Genomic DNA, 13,501 nt, shown 5'->3' with positions numbered 1-13,501 from the left:
AGGCGAAGCGCTGTGGTGGTGCACTGCCGGCATCGCCTTCGTGGGGCGTGGTATGGCAAGAGCGATTTCCTGGCCTTATTTACTCACTCTTCATGTTGTTATTGTTCTCTCCAATGCCGGCAGGGTTAGAAATGTAATTTTATTTCATTTTTTACGTTGCCGTTTTCAGCGCCGTATCGGCGAAAACCAGGAAGGAGATCAACCTCTCGTTTTGCTCGCCGCAGTGAAAAGTTAATTGTGATTAACATCACAATTAACAAACAAATCAGTCATACAAAATAGTGATACAAGTCACATTTTTCCCGGCGTAACCGGTCTTTTTTTAACAATGTGCTTTTTTTACATTCAATTATTGTGATCTAAGTCACCATTACCCCCCTGTAATGGGTATGTCTGATGTGACGTATATCACAAAATTTTCACACGATATTCCCCTCAAAAAGCGCGTGCTAGAGTCCGCTTCGCATACAGCAGCAACTCGACGATTCCGTCACGACAAATATCACGCGCTCTTATTGTCAGCGCGTAACAATAGGGGTGGGGTTTATGTTTTCACCAGATATCAAGGTCAAGGTTCAGAACTTTGGCCGCTTCCTGAGCAATATGGTGATGCCCAATATCGGTGCATTTATCGCCTGGGGCATTATCACCGCACTGTTTATTCCAACCGGTTGGCTGCCGAACGAAACGTTAGGCAAACTGGTCGGCCCGATGATCACCTATTTACTGCCGCTGCTGATCGGTTATACCGGTGGGCGCCTGGTGGGCGGCGAACGTGGCGGCGTGGTCGGTGCTATCACCACCATGGGGGTGATCGTCGGCGCCGATATGCCAATGTTCCTCGGCTCAATGATTGCCGGCCCGTTGGGCGGCTGGGCTATCAAACGTTTCGACCGTTGGGTTGACGGCAAGATCAAAAGCGGCTTTGAGATGTTGGTCAACAACTTCTCCGCCGGCATTATCGGCATGCTGCTGGCGCTTCTGGCTTTCATGGCCATCGGGCCGCTGGTCGAAGGGCTTTCGCACATCCTGGCGGCGGGCGTCAACATCATGGTGCAGAACAACCTGCTGCCATTGACGTCGATCTTCGTCGAACCGGCGAAAATCCTGTTCCTGAACAACGCCATTAACCACGGTATCTTCTCGCCGTTGGGCATCCAGCAGGCGACGGAAGCCGGCAAATCGATCTTCTTCCTGATTGAAGCCAACCCTGGTCCGGGGCTGGGCGTACTGATGGCCTATATGTTCTTTGGCCGCGGCAATGCCAAGCAGTCTGCCGGCGGCGCGGCGATTATCCACTTCTTCGGTGGTATTCACGAAATCTACTTCCCGTATGTGCTGATGAACCCACGCCTGATCCTGGCGGTGATTCTGGGCGGCATGACCGGGGTATTCACCCTGACCTTACTGAACGGTGGCCTGGTTTCCCCGGCTTCCCCTGGCTCAATCCTGGCCGTGCTGGCAATGACGCCAAAAGGCGCTTACTTCGCCAACCTGGCGGCGATCGCCGCGGCATTTGCGGTTTCCTTCGTGGTTTCAGCCTTCCTGTTGAAAACCACCAAAGCAAAAGACGAAGACGAACTGGAAGAAGCTACCCGCCGCATGCAGGACATGAAAGCGCAGTCGAAGGGCGCGGCTACTCCAGCTAACGCGCTGGTGGATGGCGATCTGAGCACTGTACGCAAAATCATCGTCGCCTGTGACGCCGGCATGGGCTCCAGCGCCATGGGCGCCGGTGTACTGCGCAAAAAAGTGACCGACGCCGGGTTGAAAAATATCTCGGTAACCAACTGCGCGATCAACAGCTTGCCGGACGATGTGGATTTGGTGATCACCCACCGCGATCTGACCGAGCGCGCCATGCGGCATGCGCCGCAGGCACAGCACATCTCGCTGACCAACTTCCTCGATAGCCACCTGTACAGCAATTTGGCCGAGCGCCTGGTGGCCGCCAGCAAGACCAGCGAAAACCAGCAGAAAGTGATCTCGACGCTGGACGACAGCTTTGACGCCACCGAGCAGAACCTGTTCAGGCTGCGTGAAGACAATATCTTCCTTGGCTTGCAGGCGGCCGACAAAGAACAGGCGATCCGCTTTGCCGGCGAACAGTTGGTGAAAGGGGGCTATGTCGAAGCGGAATACGTGCCGGCGATGCTGGAGCGTGAAAAGCTCACCTCCACCTATTTGGGGGAATCCATCGCGGTGCCGCACGGCACTATCGAAGCCAAAGACCGCGTATTGCGCACCGGGGTGGTGTTCTGCCAATACCCGCAGGGCGTGCGCTTCGGTAACGAAGAGGATGAGGTGGCGCGCCTGGTGATCGGCATTGCGGCGCGCAACAACGAACATATCCAGGTGATAACCAGCCTGACCACTGCGCTGGACGACGAAACCGTCATTGCGCGCCTGAGCACCACCACCAGCGTGCAGGATGTTCTGGATCTGCTGAACGGTAAGCAGGCGTAACTCCCTACGGGGGGTTGCGCAAGCAGCGCCCCCGTGATGTTTGAAAAGGCTAAGATTATGAAAGCATTACATTTCGGGGCAGGTAATATTGGCCGCGGCTTTATCGGTAAGCTGCTGGCTGACGCGAACATTGAATTGACCTTTGCCGATGTCAACCAAGCGGTACTGGACGAACTGAACAAGCGCGGTAGTTATGACGTGCATGTGGTGGGTGAACAGGCGCGGGTAGAACCGGTGAATAACGTCAGCGCCGTGCACAGCGCCAGCGATGAGGCAGCTGCGCTGATTGCGCAGGCCGATCTGGTCACCACGGCGGTCGGCCCGCAGATCCTGGATAAAATTGCCGGCACTATTGCCAAAGGGCTGATTAAACGCCGCCAGCAGGGCAATGAGGCGCCGCTGAACATTATCGCCTGCGAAAATATGGTGCGCGGCACCAGCCAACTGAAACAGCACGTGTTTAACGCTCTGCCGGTGCAAGAGCAGGCCTGGGTGGAGCAACACGTCGGCTTTGTTGATTCGGCCGTTGATCGCATCGTACCGCCGGCAGCGGCAGGCACCACCGATCCGCTGGAAGTGACGGTGGAAACCTTCAGCGAATGGATTGTCGATAAAACGCAGTTCAAAGGCGAGCCGCCGGCCATTGCCGGCATGGAGTTGACCGACAACCTGATGGCGTTTGTTGAACGCAAGCTGTTCACGCTCAACACCGGCCATGCCATTACCGCTTATCTGGGGCAGCGGGCGAACCTGCCGACCATCCGCGAAGCCATTCTCCATCCCGACGTGCGCAGTGTGGTAAAGGGCGCAATGGAAGAGAGCGGCGCGGTGCTAATCAAACGCTATGGCTTTGCGCCGGAAAAACACGCGGCGTATATCAACAAGATCCTCGGCCGGTTTGAGAACCCCTACCTGCATGATGACGTGGAACGTGTCGGCCGCCAGCCATTGCGCAAACTGAGCGCCGGCGATCGCCTGATCAAGCCGCTGCTGGGCACGCTGGAATATGGCCTGCCGAACGAAAATCTGATCCAGGGCATCGCCGCGGTGCTGCATTACAACAATGAGCAGGATCCGCAGGCGCAAGAGATGGCGGAACTGCTGGCACGGCTGGGGCCGCAGGCGGCGCTGGTGCAAATCACTGGCCTGCCGGAAGACAGCGAGGTGGTACGCAAAGCGGTGGCTGCATATACCGCTATGCATCACGCATAATTGCATACCCTTCATACAGCAAATTGCAGGTGTGTTGGCCTGGCGACTCTGCCTATACCAGGGGCCCCGTTTTTGCGCGGCTCTGGGAATCAGGCCCGCGCATCTGCCGCTTAAAATAAGAGGGGGATAAATGCATTTTCTCTGGTTAGGGAGGAGGCCGGGTGAGCAACATTCGTGATATTGTTCACGCTTATCCAAAACCTCCCCTGTCGGGAGAAGGGATCCCACTCCACGCCATACGAAGAACGACGATGGAAGAAGCGCAGGCATTTGAAAATAAGGTTCTGGAAAAGCTTAACGCTGGCAAGACGGTGCGCAGCTTCCTGATTGCAGCGGTGGATCTGCTGGCGGAAGCGCTCAACGTGCTGGTAGTGCAGGTTTTTCGCAAGGATGATTATGCGGTGAAATACGCCGTCGAACCGCTGTTATCCGGTGCCGGCCCGCTGGGCGAACTGTCTGTGCGCCTGAAGCTGATGTATGGGCTTGGGGTGATTTCCCGCCATGAATATGAAGACGCTGAACTGTTGATGGCGCTCCGCGAAGAGTTAAACCACGACGGCAGCGAATACCGTTTCGTCGATGATGAAATCCTTGGCCCGTTTGGCGAATTGCACTGCGTGGCGGCGCTGCCGCCGGTGCCGACGTTCCTGCAACCTGGCGAAGCCGACGAATTGCTGATCGCCATGCAGCACCAGCGTTATCAGCAAATGGTGCGTTCCACCATGGTGCTGTCCCTCACTGAACTGATTGCCGGCATCGGCGCCAAACAGCCTTCCCGCCTTTCCCCGCTCGGCCCGGCTTAAGCCAAGGCGATCCGCCACTCATCATACAGCAGCCACAACGCCGTGGCCGCCATCAATCCGGCCATGATCCCGTTAAACACCCGCAGCTTCCAGGCCACGCGCAGGGCAGTGCGCAGCCGATCGCCCATGAGCGCCCACACCAACACACAGGGAATATTCAATAAGGTGAAACCGGCGATGATCGCCAGCGTTTGATGCAGGCTGGCGCCGCTGCGAGGGGTAAACAAAATAGCCACGTTGATCGCCATCAGCCAGGCTTTCGGGTTCACCGCCTGAAACAGCGCGCCGGCGATAAAGCGCATTGGCTTGGCCTGCTGTTTGGCCGTGGGCGTTGCAGCCTGAAACAGCTTCCACGACAGCCACAGCAGGTAGGCGCAGCCCATCAGCGCCAGTGGGAAACGCAGCCCGCTGGCTCCGCTGAGAATAACGTTGAGCATGGAGGTGGTTAGCGCGAGCTGCACCGCACAGCCGGCGCCGATGCCAAAAATCATCGGCAGCGTCCGGCGCAGGCCAAAGTTGACGCCGGATGAGGCCAGCAGCAGGTTATTCGGCCCCGGGGTTATCGACATCACGGTGACGTAGCTGATAAAAGCAGAATCCAGCATAAAAAAGCTCCTAAAACAGGGTGTTGGGCAGTAACACCAGCATAAGGCGCTTGGCGTGATGGTGACAGAACCAGAGATCGGCTATTGTGATGGATACAGTTTGTTAAAAATGAAACTGTACCCATTGCCTGGAGATAAACTGTGTTTCTTGATGAATCCACTGCGGAAACGCGCTATTTACAATTGGCCGAAACGCTGGCGGAGGCCATTCGCCGTGGCACGCTACAGCCTGGCAGCCGCGTGCCTTCCGTGCGCCGCTGCGCGCAGAGCCACAGCGTCAGTATCAATACCGTGGTGGCGGCTTACCGTATGCTGGAAGATCGCGGGCTGATCGAGGCGCGGCCGCAGTCCGGCTTCTATGTGCGCAGCACGTTGCCGGCGCTGAAAGCGGCTTCGCCGCCGAGCGACCGTATTGAAAAACCGGCGGATGACGTGCTGGCACTGATCGATACGGTGTTCGCCGCCCAGCAGAATCCGGCGTTTACCAACCTGTCGCTGGCCTGCCCGCAGACGGCGGATTTTTATCCCGGCGGCAAACTGGGGCGCATGCTGGCTTCACAACTGCGGCGCCAGCCGGATTTGATCGGCCAATATGCGCTGCCGCCCGGCAGCCTGCGGCTGCGCCAGCAGATCGCTCGCCGCGGGATGGCGCTGGGTATGCTGCTGGAGCCGGGTGACGTGGTGCTGACGCACGGCTGCATGGAGGCGCTGCAACTGGCATTGCGCGCTACCACCAAACCCGGTGACTGCGTCGGGCTAGAGTCACCCACCTATTTTTACCTGTTGCCACTGTTGGCCAGCCTGGGGTTGAAGGCGCTGGAAATCCCCACCGATCCGCAGCATGGCCTGTCGTTGGATGCGCTGGAACTGCTGCTGGACGAGAAGCGGCTGAATGCGGTTATTGCCATGCCGACGGTGCAGAATCCGTTGGGCTGCACGATGCCGCTGGCGGCAAAAAAACGGCTGGCCCGGCTGATGAACGATCACCAGGTGCCGCTGATCGAGGATGGGCTGTATGCCGAAATCCAGTTTGGCGGTGTGCTGGAGCCGGCGGTAAAAGCCTTTGACCATGGCGGCTGGGTGCTGTTTTGCTCCAGCTTCACCAAAACGCTGGCGCCGGATTTCCGCATTGGCTGGATGGCCGGCGGGCGCTTTAGCGATGCGTTGCGTAAGCTGAAGGCGGTATCATCGATGGCGGAGTCGCAGCTGCTGTCGGAAACGCTGGCCACGTTTCTGGCTAGCGGGGGTTACGATCACCACTTGCGCAATCTGCGTAAACGCTATGCCGCCCAGGTGGATGAGGCGCGGGCGATTATCGCTCGCCACTTCCCGCGCGGAACGCGCGCCACCCAGCCAGCGGGCGGTTTTGTTTTCTGGGTTGAGTTCCCGCACGGGGTGGACTGCGTGCAGCTGTTCCACCAATTGCTGGATGAGCACATCTGCCTGACGCCGGGTATGCTCTATTCGCCCAGCGGCCGTTATCGCAATGGGCTGCGCCTTTCCTGCTGCTATCCGTTCAACGAACGCTACCGACAGGCTTTAGCACGCGTCGGGGCCCGGGCCTGCGCGATGAGCGGCCTGCCGGCCGGGATCGCATCGGGCGGGTAACCGGCTGCGCATTTTGCTACAATGCCGCACTGAAAATCACTTCTTAGCGTGCCGCAAGCGGCACAACAGGCCGGATACCATGAAAGAGATAGAAAAGGCAGAGATTAAGCGCCTGAGCGACCAACTGGATGCACTGAACCACAAGGATAGCCAGGTGATCCAACAGGGCAACCCGGATCTGATCGCGCAACACAATAAAGAAAAAGAAACGCTGGCGGCGGAAATTGAGCGGCTGAAAAACGTGCGCGAGCAGAAGCTGAGCAGCGAGGCGCAAAAGCTGGAAAAGCTGCCGTTTAGCCGCGAGATCACCAAGAAAGAGCAGGCGGATATGGGCGCGCTGAAGAAAAGCGTGCGCGGCCTGATCGTGGTGCACCCGATGACCGCGCTGGGCCGTGAAATGGGGCTGAAAGCGGTAACCGGCTACGCCAAAAAACCTTTCTGATCCCGCCTGCCGAATACGTCAGCAGTGGGTATGCGCACTGCTGATGCGCTTGATGATCAAGACCTGGTCAGCTGGTTAACGAACGCCGCAATGAGGCGCTGATGGACGTCGATCTGGATACGTTTGCATGACGTACACGGCCAAATTCCGTGAGTCGGCGCTGAAAGAGTGGAGCAAGCTGGGTAAAGCGATCCAGCAGCAGTTTGCCAAAAAACTAAAAAAGTGCTGCGAAAATCCGCATGTTCCCTTAGTCAAACTTCGGGGGATGCTCGGTTGCGACAAAATAAAGCTGCGCGCATCGAGCTGCCGTTTGGTCGATGACGTGATCAACGATATTCTTGCGATCGCCGTTGTGGCGGTTGGCAAAAGCGACCGGAGTGATGTCTATCAACTGACCAGCGAGCGTATGAAATAATATTTCAGCGCCCTGAGCGGGGGCTACACATAGGCACTGCATCACTCCCCGCGCCCGGCGCAGTTTTTATTCCAGCTTGGTAGTGACGAACGCCTGGGTTTGGTAAGGCACCGTTACGGTTTCCTTGCCGCGCAGTTCTTCTTCCGCCGCCACCAGCTCACGCAACTGTGCGATCACCTGTTCCTGCTGCGCCTGCGGCAGGGCGGCGATAAAGCTGGTTGAGCGCACCCGGTTGTAAATCACGTCTTCGGTGGCGCCTCTGTGGCCGAACATAAACCCTTGCTCCCGCAGGCTATCAAAATGCTTCACCGGGAACAGACTGCGCCACGCGCCGGAATAGAAACGCGGCACGTCCCCTTCGTAGCGATCGACAATCTGGTTGAGTTTGCGCACCCAGTTCACGCGCGCGTCGCGCATATTCCAAATCAGCCCGAGTTTGCCGCCTGGCTTCAGAACGCGGCGGATTTCCGCCAGCGCCGCCGGGGTGGCAAACCAGTGGAAGGACTGTGCGCACACCACGGCGTCGACGGATTCGTCCGGCAGCGGGATGGCTTCGGCGGTTCCCGCCAGGGTCTTTACCTGCGGCAGCGCGGCGGCCAGCTTTTCACGCATCTGCAACACCGGCTCGACGGCGATCACCTGCGCCCCGGTTTCCAGCAGGCGGGCGGTGAATTTGCCGGTGCCCGCGCCGAGATCGATCGCGGTTTTCCCCGGCTGCAGGCCGACAGCTTCGCGCAGCCATGCGCTGACTTCTGGTGGATAATCCGGGCGGCCTTTAACGTAGTATTCCGCATTGGCCTGATAACCTTCGGCTGCGGCAGGATGGATGAGTTGTGTCATGGTCTTTGCCTATCTGTTTAATCTCTCACGTTGCTGGGGTGCCAGCGTGTTATGTGGCCCATCCCTGACCCTTGCGCGCTGTGTCTATCCGTTAGTGGCCGAACAGGCGCCGGTTGAAATCTTCGATCTTGCCGGTGGTGATGCGCGCCAGCATGGTTTTGCTCCAGGTGGCGGACAGCCCAGCAGCCGCCAGCAGGCGGTGGTATTGTTCTTCGTCGAACGGCATATGCCAGGCGATGCTGATGGCCTCCGCCACCGAGATTTCGCTGTTGCGCGCCGCCAGCGTTAACGGGCGATCGCCGCTCACTTCACCGCTGGCGATCACCCGGTACAGCCAGCCGCAGCGGCCACTTTGCTGCATCAATAGCGAAATATCGTCGATATCGCAATGGAAATTGAGTTTAAAGCAGGGGGAACGCGGCTGAGTGACCTGAATCAACGCCTCGCCCCAGTGGAAGATATCGCCGATAAATACGTTGTGCTCGGTCAGGCCGAGGGTGGAGATATTCTCGCCGAAGGCGGGCGCGCAGAACTGCTCGGCCTGCACCGGAAACTGTGCGCGCCAGTGGTTGTAGTGTTCGCGCGGATAGTGGCACAGCGCGCGGTCCGGCCCGCCATGGTGGCGGGTTTCCGCCTGCTCATCGCCTGCCAGCCCCTGCGGGGTGAGCTGAACGGCACCGTCCACCTGGCGCTTGGCGATCGCGCTCGGGCGCCCGCCCTCGTAATGTTGAATGCCGCCAATATAAACGTCGGGGTGGTGCATGTGAGCCTCCTTACTGTCACGTCAGGTTTCAGGATAGCGTGAGTTGCCGGCCAGGGACAGGATAAAGCGGTGCGGCCGTGAGAGGGAAAACGAAAGCGGGGCAGCGGCGCGGAATCGGGGCAAAAAAAAACCGCTCCCCCGGCGGGGAAACGGTTAGCGTGGCTGGTGAGCGTGCGCTTATTTCGCGGCGTCGGCGAAGCGTTTGGCGGCTTCGTCCCAGTTCACGACGTTCCAGAAGGCCTTGATGTAGTCAGGGCGTTTATTCTGATATTTCAGGTAGTAAGCATGTTCCCACACGTCCAGGCCGATAATCGGGAAGCCGGAAACGCCGGAAATGGCTTCGCCCATCAGCGGGCTGTCCTGGTTGGCGGTGGAAACCACAGCCAGTTTGCCGTCTTTCAGCACCAGCCAGGCCCAGCCGGAGCCGAAACGGGTGGCGGCGGCTTTCTCAAAGTCTTCCTGGAATTTTTCTACGCTGCCGAAATCGCGTTCGATGGCGGCTTTCAGATCGCCAGACAGCGTGGTGCCGGTTTTCAACCCTTTCCAGAACAGACTGTGGTTGGCGTGGCCGCCGGCGTTGTTGCGCAGCGCGATTTTTTTGTCGGCCGGGACTTTATCCAGGTTAGCGATCAGCTCTTCAACAGACAGTTTGGCCAGTTCCGGCAGGCTTTCCAGCGCCGCATTGGCATTGTTGACGTAGGTTTGGTGGTGTTTGGTGTGATGGATTTCCATCGTCTGCTTGTCGAAGTGCGGTTCCAGTGCGTCATAGGCGTAAGGCAGGGATGGCAGTGAATAACTCATGATCATCATCTCCAGTGGTTTTTGGGCGGCGCAATATGTGAGCACCGCGTAAGCAGTCGGATCATTATAGTTAATTAATTGGTATTGAAAATGATTATCAATGCCCTATTAAGTATAAGGATTTGTGCAATCTGGCAAAAGCAACCCGTTGTTTTTATACCTTGCCGGTGCTGGCGCGCATTTTAAGCGTTGCCGGCAGCTCATTGAATGCCGCTGGTTCGTCGCCATTTAACGCGGCAAGCAGGCGCTTGCCGGCCACCCGTCCCATCTCTTCATACGGCAGCGCGACGGTGGTCAGCGGCGGGGAGCAAACCGCAGAGAGATGGCCGCCGCCGATGCTGGCAATCGCCAACTGGCTGGGAATGGCGATGCCTGCGGCGTGGCAGGCCATGATTGCGCCGCAGGCGACCTCTTCAGCGGTGCAAATCAGCACATCCAGTTCAGGCCACGTCAGGCGGATCTCCGCCAGCAATCCATGCCCGGTGGCGAAAGTCGGCTGCTGCGGTGAGGTGACTACGCGATGCGGCGCCTGATTCATCGCCAACATGCCGCTGTGCCAGCCATTAAGCAATTGCCTGAAAATGGTGCTGTTGGTTTGGGTACAGAGCAGGCCGAGATTGCGATAGCCGTTTTCAACCAGCTTTTGCACCAACTGGCGAATAGCTTTGGCGTAATCGACGCCGATGCTGATGCCGGGGGCATCGTGGCGCACGCCGCCAATGTCCATCACCGGTAAACCGGAGTTGCTCAGCAGACGGTGCGCGTCGGTGGCGTTATCGAAATTAAAATGCACCATCGCCGCCGGGTTGTAAGAGAGCAACATTTCGATCAGGTCTTTCTCTTCAGACGCCGAATGGTTGGCTTCCGCCAGCATCATGTTATAGCCCTGCGGGCGCAGCACGCCCTGCAAGGCTTCCGACACCACCGCACAGCCCGGCGTGGCGAAAGAGGGCACCACCATGGTAATCAGGCTCGATGAGGCCGAAGCCAGATTGCGTGCCTGCACGTTCGGCACATATCCCAGCTCAATCACCGCCGCATCGATCTTTTCGCGGATTTCAGGAGAGACTTTTTCCGGCACGCGCAGCGCGCGCGATGCGGTCATCGTACTGACACCCACTAAACGGGCGACATCGGCGAGGGTACTTTTGCCGGTATTGCGCCGTCGTTTTTCTGCCATGGCGTTCTCCTGACTGACTGTCCGTTTTTAACTGGACGCAGCTTAAGACCAAATGCGTCCGCGCGCTATGTTAAAAACCACACTTTTGGCCATTGAACAAACCCGCCCTGCAATTCAGAACATGCCAACCTATTGCCGCGATGTAAATTGCCGCGATGCAAACCACGCAACCGCAAATGCAAAAAATGTTAGCGGTAACTCATTTTTTAACAATAACCATGTTACCGCTAACTTTTGCGACTAGTATCACAGAATGGCGTTCACTAAATCACCAGAATGCAGATCATTCACCAACCGACGGGAAATTAGCATGCTTACTCAGTGGCTCACCGCCGACGCTATTAACATCGTGGACGAGGTTATCGACTGGCAGGATGCGGTACGCAAGGCCGCCGCACCGCTGCTGGCGCGGGGCGCCATTACGCCCGCGTATCTCGAGGCGATTTTTACCGCGCACGCTGAAATCGGCCCTTTCTATGTGCTGGCGCCTGGCCTGGCAATGCCGCATGCCCGCCCTGAACAGGGCGCGCATGAAAATGGCCTGTCGCTGCTGCATATCAAAAACGGCGTTAATTTTGATGCCGGGGAAAACGATCCGGTGTACGTGGTGATCATGCTGTGCGCCGTGTCCGGCGATGAACACATCCAGATGATCACCCAGTTAGCTGAATTGTTCAGCGATGAAGCACGCCTGCAACAACTGTTGACGGCAGATACCCTACCCGCCATTCAGGCGGCCATTAGCCAGTAATCACCAGAGATGACGATGATGAAAAAAGTACTGATTGTGTGTGGAAACGGTTTAGGCAGCAGCTTTATTGTCGAAATGAACGTGAAAAAGATTGTGGCGGAATTAGGAAAAGAAGCGGAAGTCGGCCATACCGATTTAACGTCCGCCAAATCGGAAAAAGCCGACCTGATTATTAGCGCCAAAGATATCGCCGATCAATTAGCCGGCCACAGTGCGCAGGTATTTGGCTTAACTAATTTGCTGGATAACGCGCGGATTAAAGAAATTCTGGCAGAGCACCTGTAATTATTCCCGATTGCATGGAGTAGATTATGCTGCAGTTCATCATTAAGGATGTTCTTGGAACACCCGCAATACTTGTCGGCCTGTTTTCTCTGATCGGGTTATTACTGCAAAAGAAACCGATCTCCGATGTTATTTCCGGCACGCTAAAAACCGTTATGGGTTTTGTTATTCTGATTGCCGGTGCTAATTTGATCGCCGCGACGCTGACTATTTTCAGCCAGCTGTTTGAACACTCGTTCTCGATTCAGGGCGTGGTGCCAAATACCGATGCGATGGCGGCGTTGGCGCAGCGGAATTACGGTACTGAAACCGCGATGATCATGGTGTTCGGTATGCTGGTGAATATTCTGCTGGCGCGCATTACGCCGCTGAAGTACATCTTCCTCACCGGCCATCACACGTTATATATGGCGGCGATGTTGGCGGTGATCCTGTCGGTGGGCGGCGTGAGTGGCTTTTGGCTGGTGCTGATTGGCGCACTGATCCTCGGCACCATGATGGTGGTCAGCCCGGCGATTTTGCAGCCTTTTACCCGCAAAATCACCAATTCGGACGATCTGGCGCTCGGCCACTTTGGCTCTACCGGTTATCTGCTCTCGGCGTTGGTCGGCAAGCTGGTTGGCAAAGGCAGCCCGTCGATTGAAGAGCTGAAGGTGCCGAAAACCCTCAACTTCTTGCGTGATTCATCGGTGGCGATCTCGCTCACCATGATGATTCTGTTCATCGCGCTGGTGCTGGTGGCAGGCAAAGCGTTTACCGAAAGCCAGGTGAGCGGCGGCCAGAACTTCATTGTGTTCGCCATTATCCAGTCGATCACCTTTGCGGCGGGTGTTTACATCATCCTTGCCGGGGTGCGCATGATCATTGCCGAAATTGTCCCGGCGTTTAAAGGCATCGCCGACAAGTTAGTGCCGAATGCCAAACCGGCGCTCGATTGCCCGACGGTGTTCCCGTTTGCGCCTAACGCGGTGATCATCGGCTTCCTGAGCAGCTTCGCCGCCGGCCTGATCAGCATGTTCCTCTGCCCGCTGTTTGGGTTGAGCGTTATCGTGCCGGGCTTGGTTCCGCACTTCTTCTGCGGCGCGACCGCGGGCGTGTACGGCAACATCACCGGCGGGCGCCGTGGCGCCATCATCGGCGCCTTTGTTCAGGGGTTGCTGATCTCTTTCCTGCCGGCGATTCTGCTGCCGCTGATGGGCGATCTGGGCTTTGCGTCAACCACCTTCGGTGATGCCGACTTCGGTATTATCGGCATTATTCTCGGCCATATTGTTGCACTCTTCCATTGATGTCATGAGCAGCCGATGGCTGCTCATGTAATGAGGATTAC

General features: G+C 57.3%; 15 protein-coding genes. 10 read left to right on the top strand and 5 right to left on the bottom strand.

Annotation, left to right across the window (positions count from 1 at the left end):
• Positions 1-52 precede the first annotated feature (52 nt).
• From ACN28Q_RS11390 to ACN28Q_RS11375, 4 genes are all read left to right on the top strand, one after another.
• Positions 53-235 carry a hypothetical protein gene (locus ACN28Q_RS11390; RefSeq protein ID WP_131928966.1) on the top strand — a complete coding sequence of 61 codons (183 nt, stop codon included), beginning with the start codon at positions 53-55 and terminating at the stop codon, positions 233-235.
• A 311-nt stretch (positions 236-546) separates the two neighbouring features.
• Entirely contained in the window at positions 547-2,466 is a 1,920-nt protein-coding gene (locus ACN28Q_RS11385; RefSeq protein ID WP_095846449.1) for a PTS mannitol transporter subunit IICBA, read from the top strand.
• Between the two features lie 57 nt (positions 2,467-2,523).
• Entirely contained in the window at positions 2,524-3,678 is a 1,155-nt protein-coding gene (locus ACN28Q_RS11380) for a mannitol-1-phosphate 5-dehydrogenase (RefSeq protein ID WP_095849003.1), read from the top strand.
• 251 nt (positions 3,679-3,929) lie between these two features.
• Positions 3,930-4,481, top strand: coding sequence for an MltR family transcriptional regulator (locus tag ACN28Q_RS11375; RefSeq protein ID WP_095846448.1), 552 nt, complete (start codon positions 3,930-3,932; stop codon positions 4,479-4,481).
• Here ACN28Q_RS11375 and ACN28Q_RS11370 read toward each other — a convergent pair.
• The gene (locus ACN28Q_RS11370; protein ID WP_095846447.1) at positions 4,478-5,086 is read right to left on the bottom strand and encodes a LysE family translocator; all 609 of its coding nucleotides are present in this window, start codon (positions 5,084-5,086) and stop codon (positions 4,478-4,480) included. The genes ACN28Q_RS11375 and ACN28Q_RS11370 overlap by 4 nt on opposite strands.
• 141 nt (positions 5,087-5,227) lie before the next feature.
• Here ACN28Q_RS11370 and ACN28Q_RS11365 point away from each other — a divergent pair, with 141 nt between their 5' ends.
• The 3 genes from ACN28Q_RS11365 to ACN28Q_RS11355 all read left to right on the top strand — a co-directional run bounded on the left by ACN28Q_RS11365 (position 5,228) and on the right by ACN28Q_RS11355 (position 7,551).
• Positions 5,228-6,694: an aminotransferase-like domain-containing protein gene (locus ACN28Q_RS11365; protein WP_095846446.1), complete on the top strand. Its 1,467-nt coding sequence runs from the start codon at positions 5,228-5,230 to the stop codon at positions 6,692-6,694.
• 79 nt (positions 6,695-6,773) lie between these two features.
• Positions 6,774-7,136, top strand: coding sequence for a YibL family ribosome-associated protein (locus tag ACN28Q_RS11360; protein ID WP_095846445.1), 363 nt, complete (start codon positions 6,774-6,776; stop codon positions 7,134-7,136).
• A 127-nt stretch (positions 7,137-7,263) separates the two neighbouring features.
• The gene (locus ACN28Q_RS11355) at positions 7,264-7,551 is read left to right on the top strand and encodes a type II toxin-antitoxin system RelE family toxin (protein WP_095846444.1); all 288 of its coding nucleotides are present in this window, start codon (positions 7,264-7,266) and stop codon (positions 7,549-7,551) included.
• Between the two features lie 66 nt (positions 7,552-7,617).
• Here ACN28Q_RS11355 and ACN28Q_RS11350 read toward each other — a convergent pair whose 3' ends face one another.
• The 4 genes from ACN28Q_RS11350 to ACN28Q_RS11335 form a co-directional block, all read right to left on the bottom strand.
• The gene (locus ACN28Q_RS11350) at positions 7,618-8,391 is read right to left on the bottom strand and encodes a class I SAM-dependent methyltransferase (RefSeq protein ID WP_095846443.1); all 774 of its coding nucleotides are present in this window, start codon (positions 8,389-8,391) and stop codon (positions 7,618-7,620) included.
• A 91-nt stretch (positions 8,392-8,482) separates the two neighbouring features.
• Positions 8,483-9,154 (bottom strand): 6-hydroxyaminopurine reductase, encoded by a 672-nt coding sequence (gene yiiM, locus ACN28Q_RS11345; protein ID WP_095846442.1) that lies wholly within the window; start codon positions 9,152-9,154, stop codon positions 8,483-8,485.
• A 177-nt stretch (positions 9,155-9,331) separates the two neighbouring features.
• A complete protein-coding gene (gene sodA, locus ACN28Q_RS11340; RefSeq protein ID WP_095849002.1) occupies positions 9,332-9,955 on the bottom strand; it encodes a superoxide dismutase [Mn] in 624 nt (207 codons plus the stop codon).
• A 154-nt stretch (positions 9,956-10,109) separates the two neighbouring features.
• Positions 10,110-11,135, bottom strand: coding sequence for a LacI family DNA-binding transcriptional regulator (locus ACN28Q_RS11335; RefSeq protein ID WP_095846441.1), 1,026 nt, complete (start codon positions 11,133-11,135; stop codon positions 10,110-10,112).
• Positions 11,136-11,445: 310 nt separating this feature from the next.
• Here ACN28Q_RS11335 and ACN28Q_RS11330 point away from each other — a divergent pair, with 310 nt between their 5' ends.
• The 3 genes from ACN28Q_RS11330 to ACN28Q_RS11320 are packed head-to-tail and all read left to right on the top strand — an operon-like array spanning position 11,446 to position 13,460.
• The gene (locus ACN28Q_RS11330; RefSeq protein ID WP_095846440.1) at positions 11,446-11,886 is read left to right on the top strand and encodes a PTS sugar transporter subunit IIA; all 441 of its coding nucleotides are present in this window, start codon (positions 11,446-11,448) and stop codon (positions 11,884-11,886) included.
• An 18-nt stretch (positions 11,887-11,904) separates the two neighbouring features.
• Positions 11,905-12,171 (top strand): PTS sugar transporter subunit IIB, encoded by a 267-nt coding sequence (locus tag ACN28Q_RS11325; RefSeq protein ID WP_095849001.1) that lies wholly within the window; start codon positions 11,905-11,907, stop codon positions 12,169-12,171.
• A 26-nt stretch (positions 12,172-12,197) separates the two neighbouring features.
• Positions 12,198-13,460: a PTS ascorbate transporter subunit IIC gene (locus tag ACN28Q_RS11320; protein WP_095846439.1), complete on the top strand. Its 1,263-nt coding sequence runs from the start codon at positions 12,198-12,200 to the stop codon at positions 13,458-13,460.
• Positions 13,461-13,501: the final 41 nt, after the last annotated feature.

It is taken from the genome of Gibbsiella quercinecans (assembly GCF_002291425.1).
GTDB classification, from domain to species: domain Bacteria; phylum Pseudomonadota; class Gammaproteobacteria; order Enterobacterales; family Enterobacteriaceae; genus Gibbsiella; species Gibbsiella quercinecans.
This window is presented reverse-complemented; position numbering and strand designations above follow the sequence as displayed.

Bases quoted from the DNA above. Each gene is read 5' to 3' on its own strand.
- ACN28Q_RS11390 (WP_131928966.1), top strand. From the start codon at position 53: ATGGCAAGAGCGATTTCCTGGCCTTATTTACTCACTCTTCATGTTGTT.
- ACN28Q_RS11385 (WP_095846449.1), top strand. From the start codon at position 547: ATGTTTTCACCAGATATCAAGGTCAAGGTTCAGAACTTTGGCCGCTTC.
- ACN28Q_RS11380 (WP_095849003.1), top strand. From the start codon at position 2,524: ATGAAAGCATTACATTTCGGGGCAGGTAATATTGGCCGCGGCTTTATC.
- ACN28Q_RS11375 (WP_095846448.1), top strand. From the start codon at position 3,930: ATGGAAGAAGCGCAGGCATTTGAAAATAAGGTTCTGGAAAAGCTTAAC.
- ACN28Q_RS11370 (WP_095846447.1), bottom strand. From the start codon at position 5,086: ATGCTGGATTCTGCTTTTATCAGCTACGTCACCGTGATGTCGATAACC.
- ACN28Q_RS11360 (WP_095846445.1), top strand. From the start codon at position 6,774: ATGAAAGAGATAGAAAAGGCAGAGATTAAGCGCCTGAGCGACCAACTG.
- ACN28Q_RS11355 (WP_095846444.1), top strand. From the start codon at position 7,264: ATGACGTACACGGCCAAATTCCGTGAGTCGGCGCTGAAAGAGTGGAGC.
- ACN28Q_RS11350 (WP_095846443.1), bottom strand. From the start codon at position 8,391: ATGACACAACTCATCCATCCTGCCGCAGCCGAAGGTTATCAGGCCAAT.
- yiiM (WP_095846442.1), bottom strand. From the start codon at position 9,154: ATGCACCACCCCGACGTTTATATTGGCGGCATTCAACATTACGAGGGC.
- sodA (WP_095849002.1), bottom strand. From the start codon at position 9,955: ATGAGTTATTCACTGCCATCCCTGCCTTACGCCTATGACGCACTGGAA.
- ACN28Q_RS11335 (WP_095846441.1), bottom strand. From the start codon at position 11,135: ATGGCAGAAAAACGACGGCGCAATACCGGCAAAAGTACCCTCGCCGAT.
- ACN28Q_RS11330 (WP_095846440.1), top strand. From the start codon at position 11,446: ATGCTTACTCAGTGGCTCACCGCCGACGCTATTAACATCGTGGACGAG.
- ACN28Q_RS11325 (WP_095849001.1), top strand. From the start codon at position 11,905: ATGAAAAAAGTACTGATTGTGTGTGGAAACGGTTTAGGCAGCAGCTTT.
- ACN28Q_RS11320 (WP_095846439.1), top strand. From the start codon at position 12,198: ATGCTGCAGTTCATCATTAAGGATGTTCTTGGAACACCCGCAATACTT.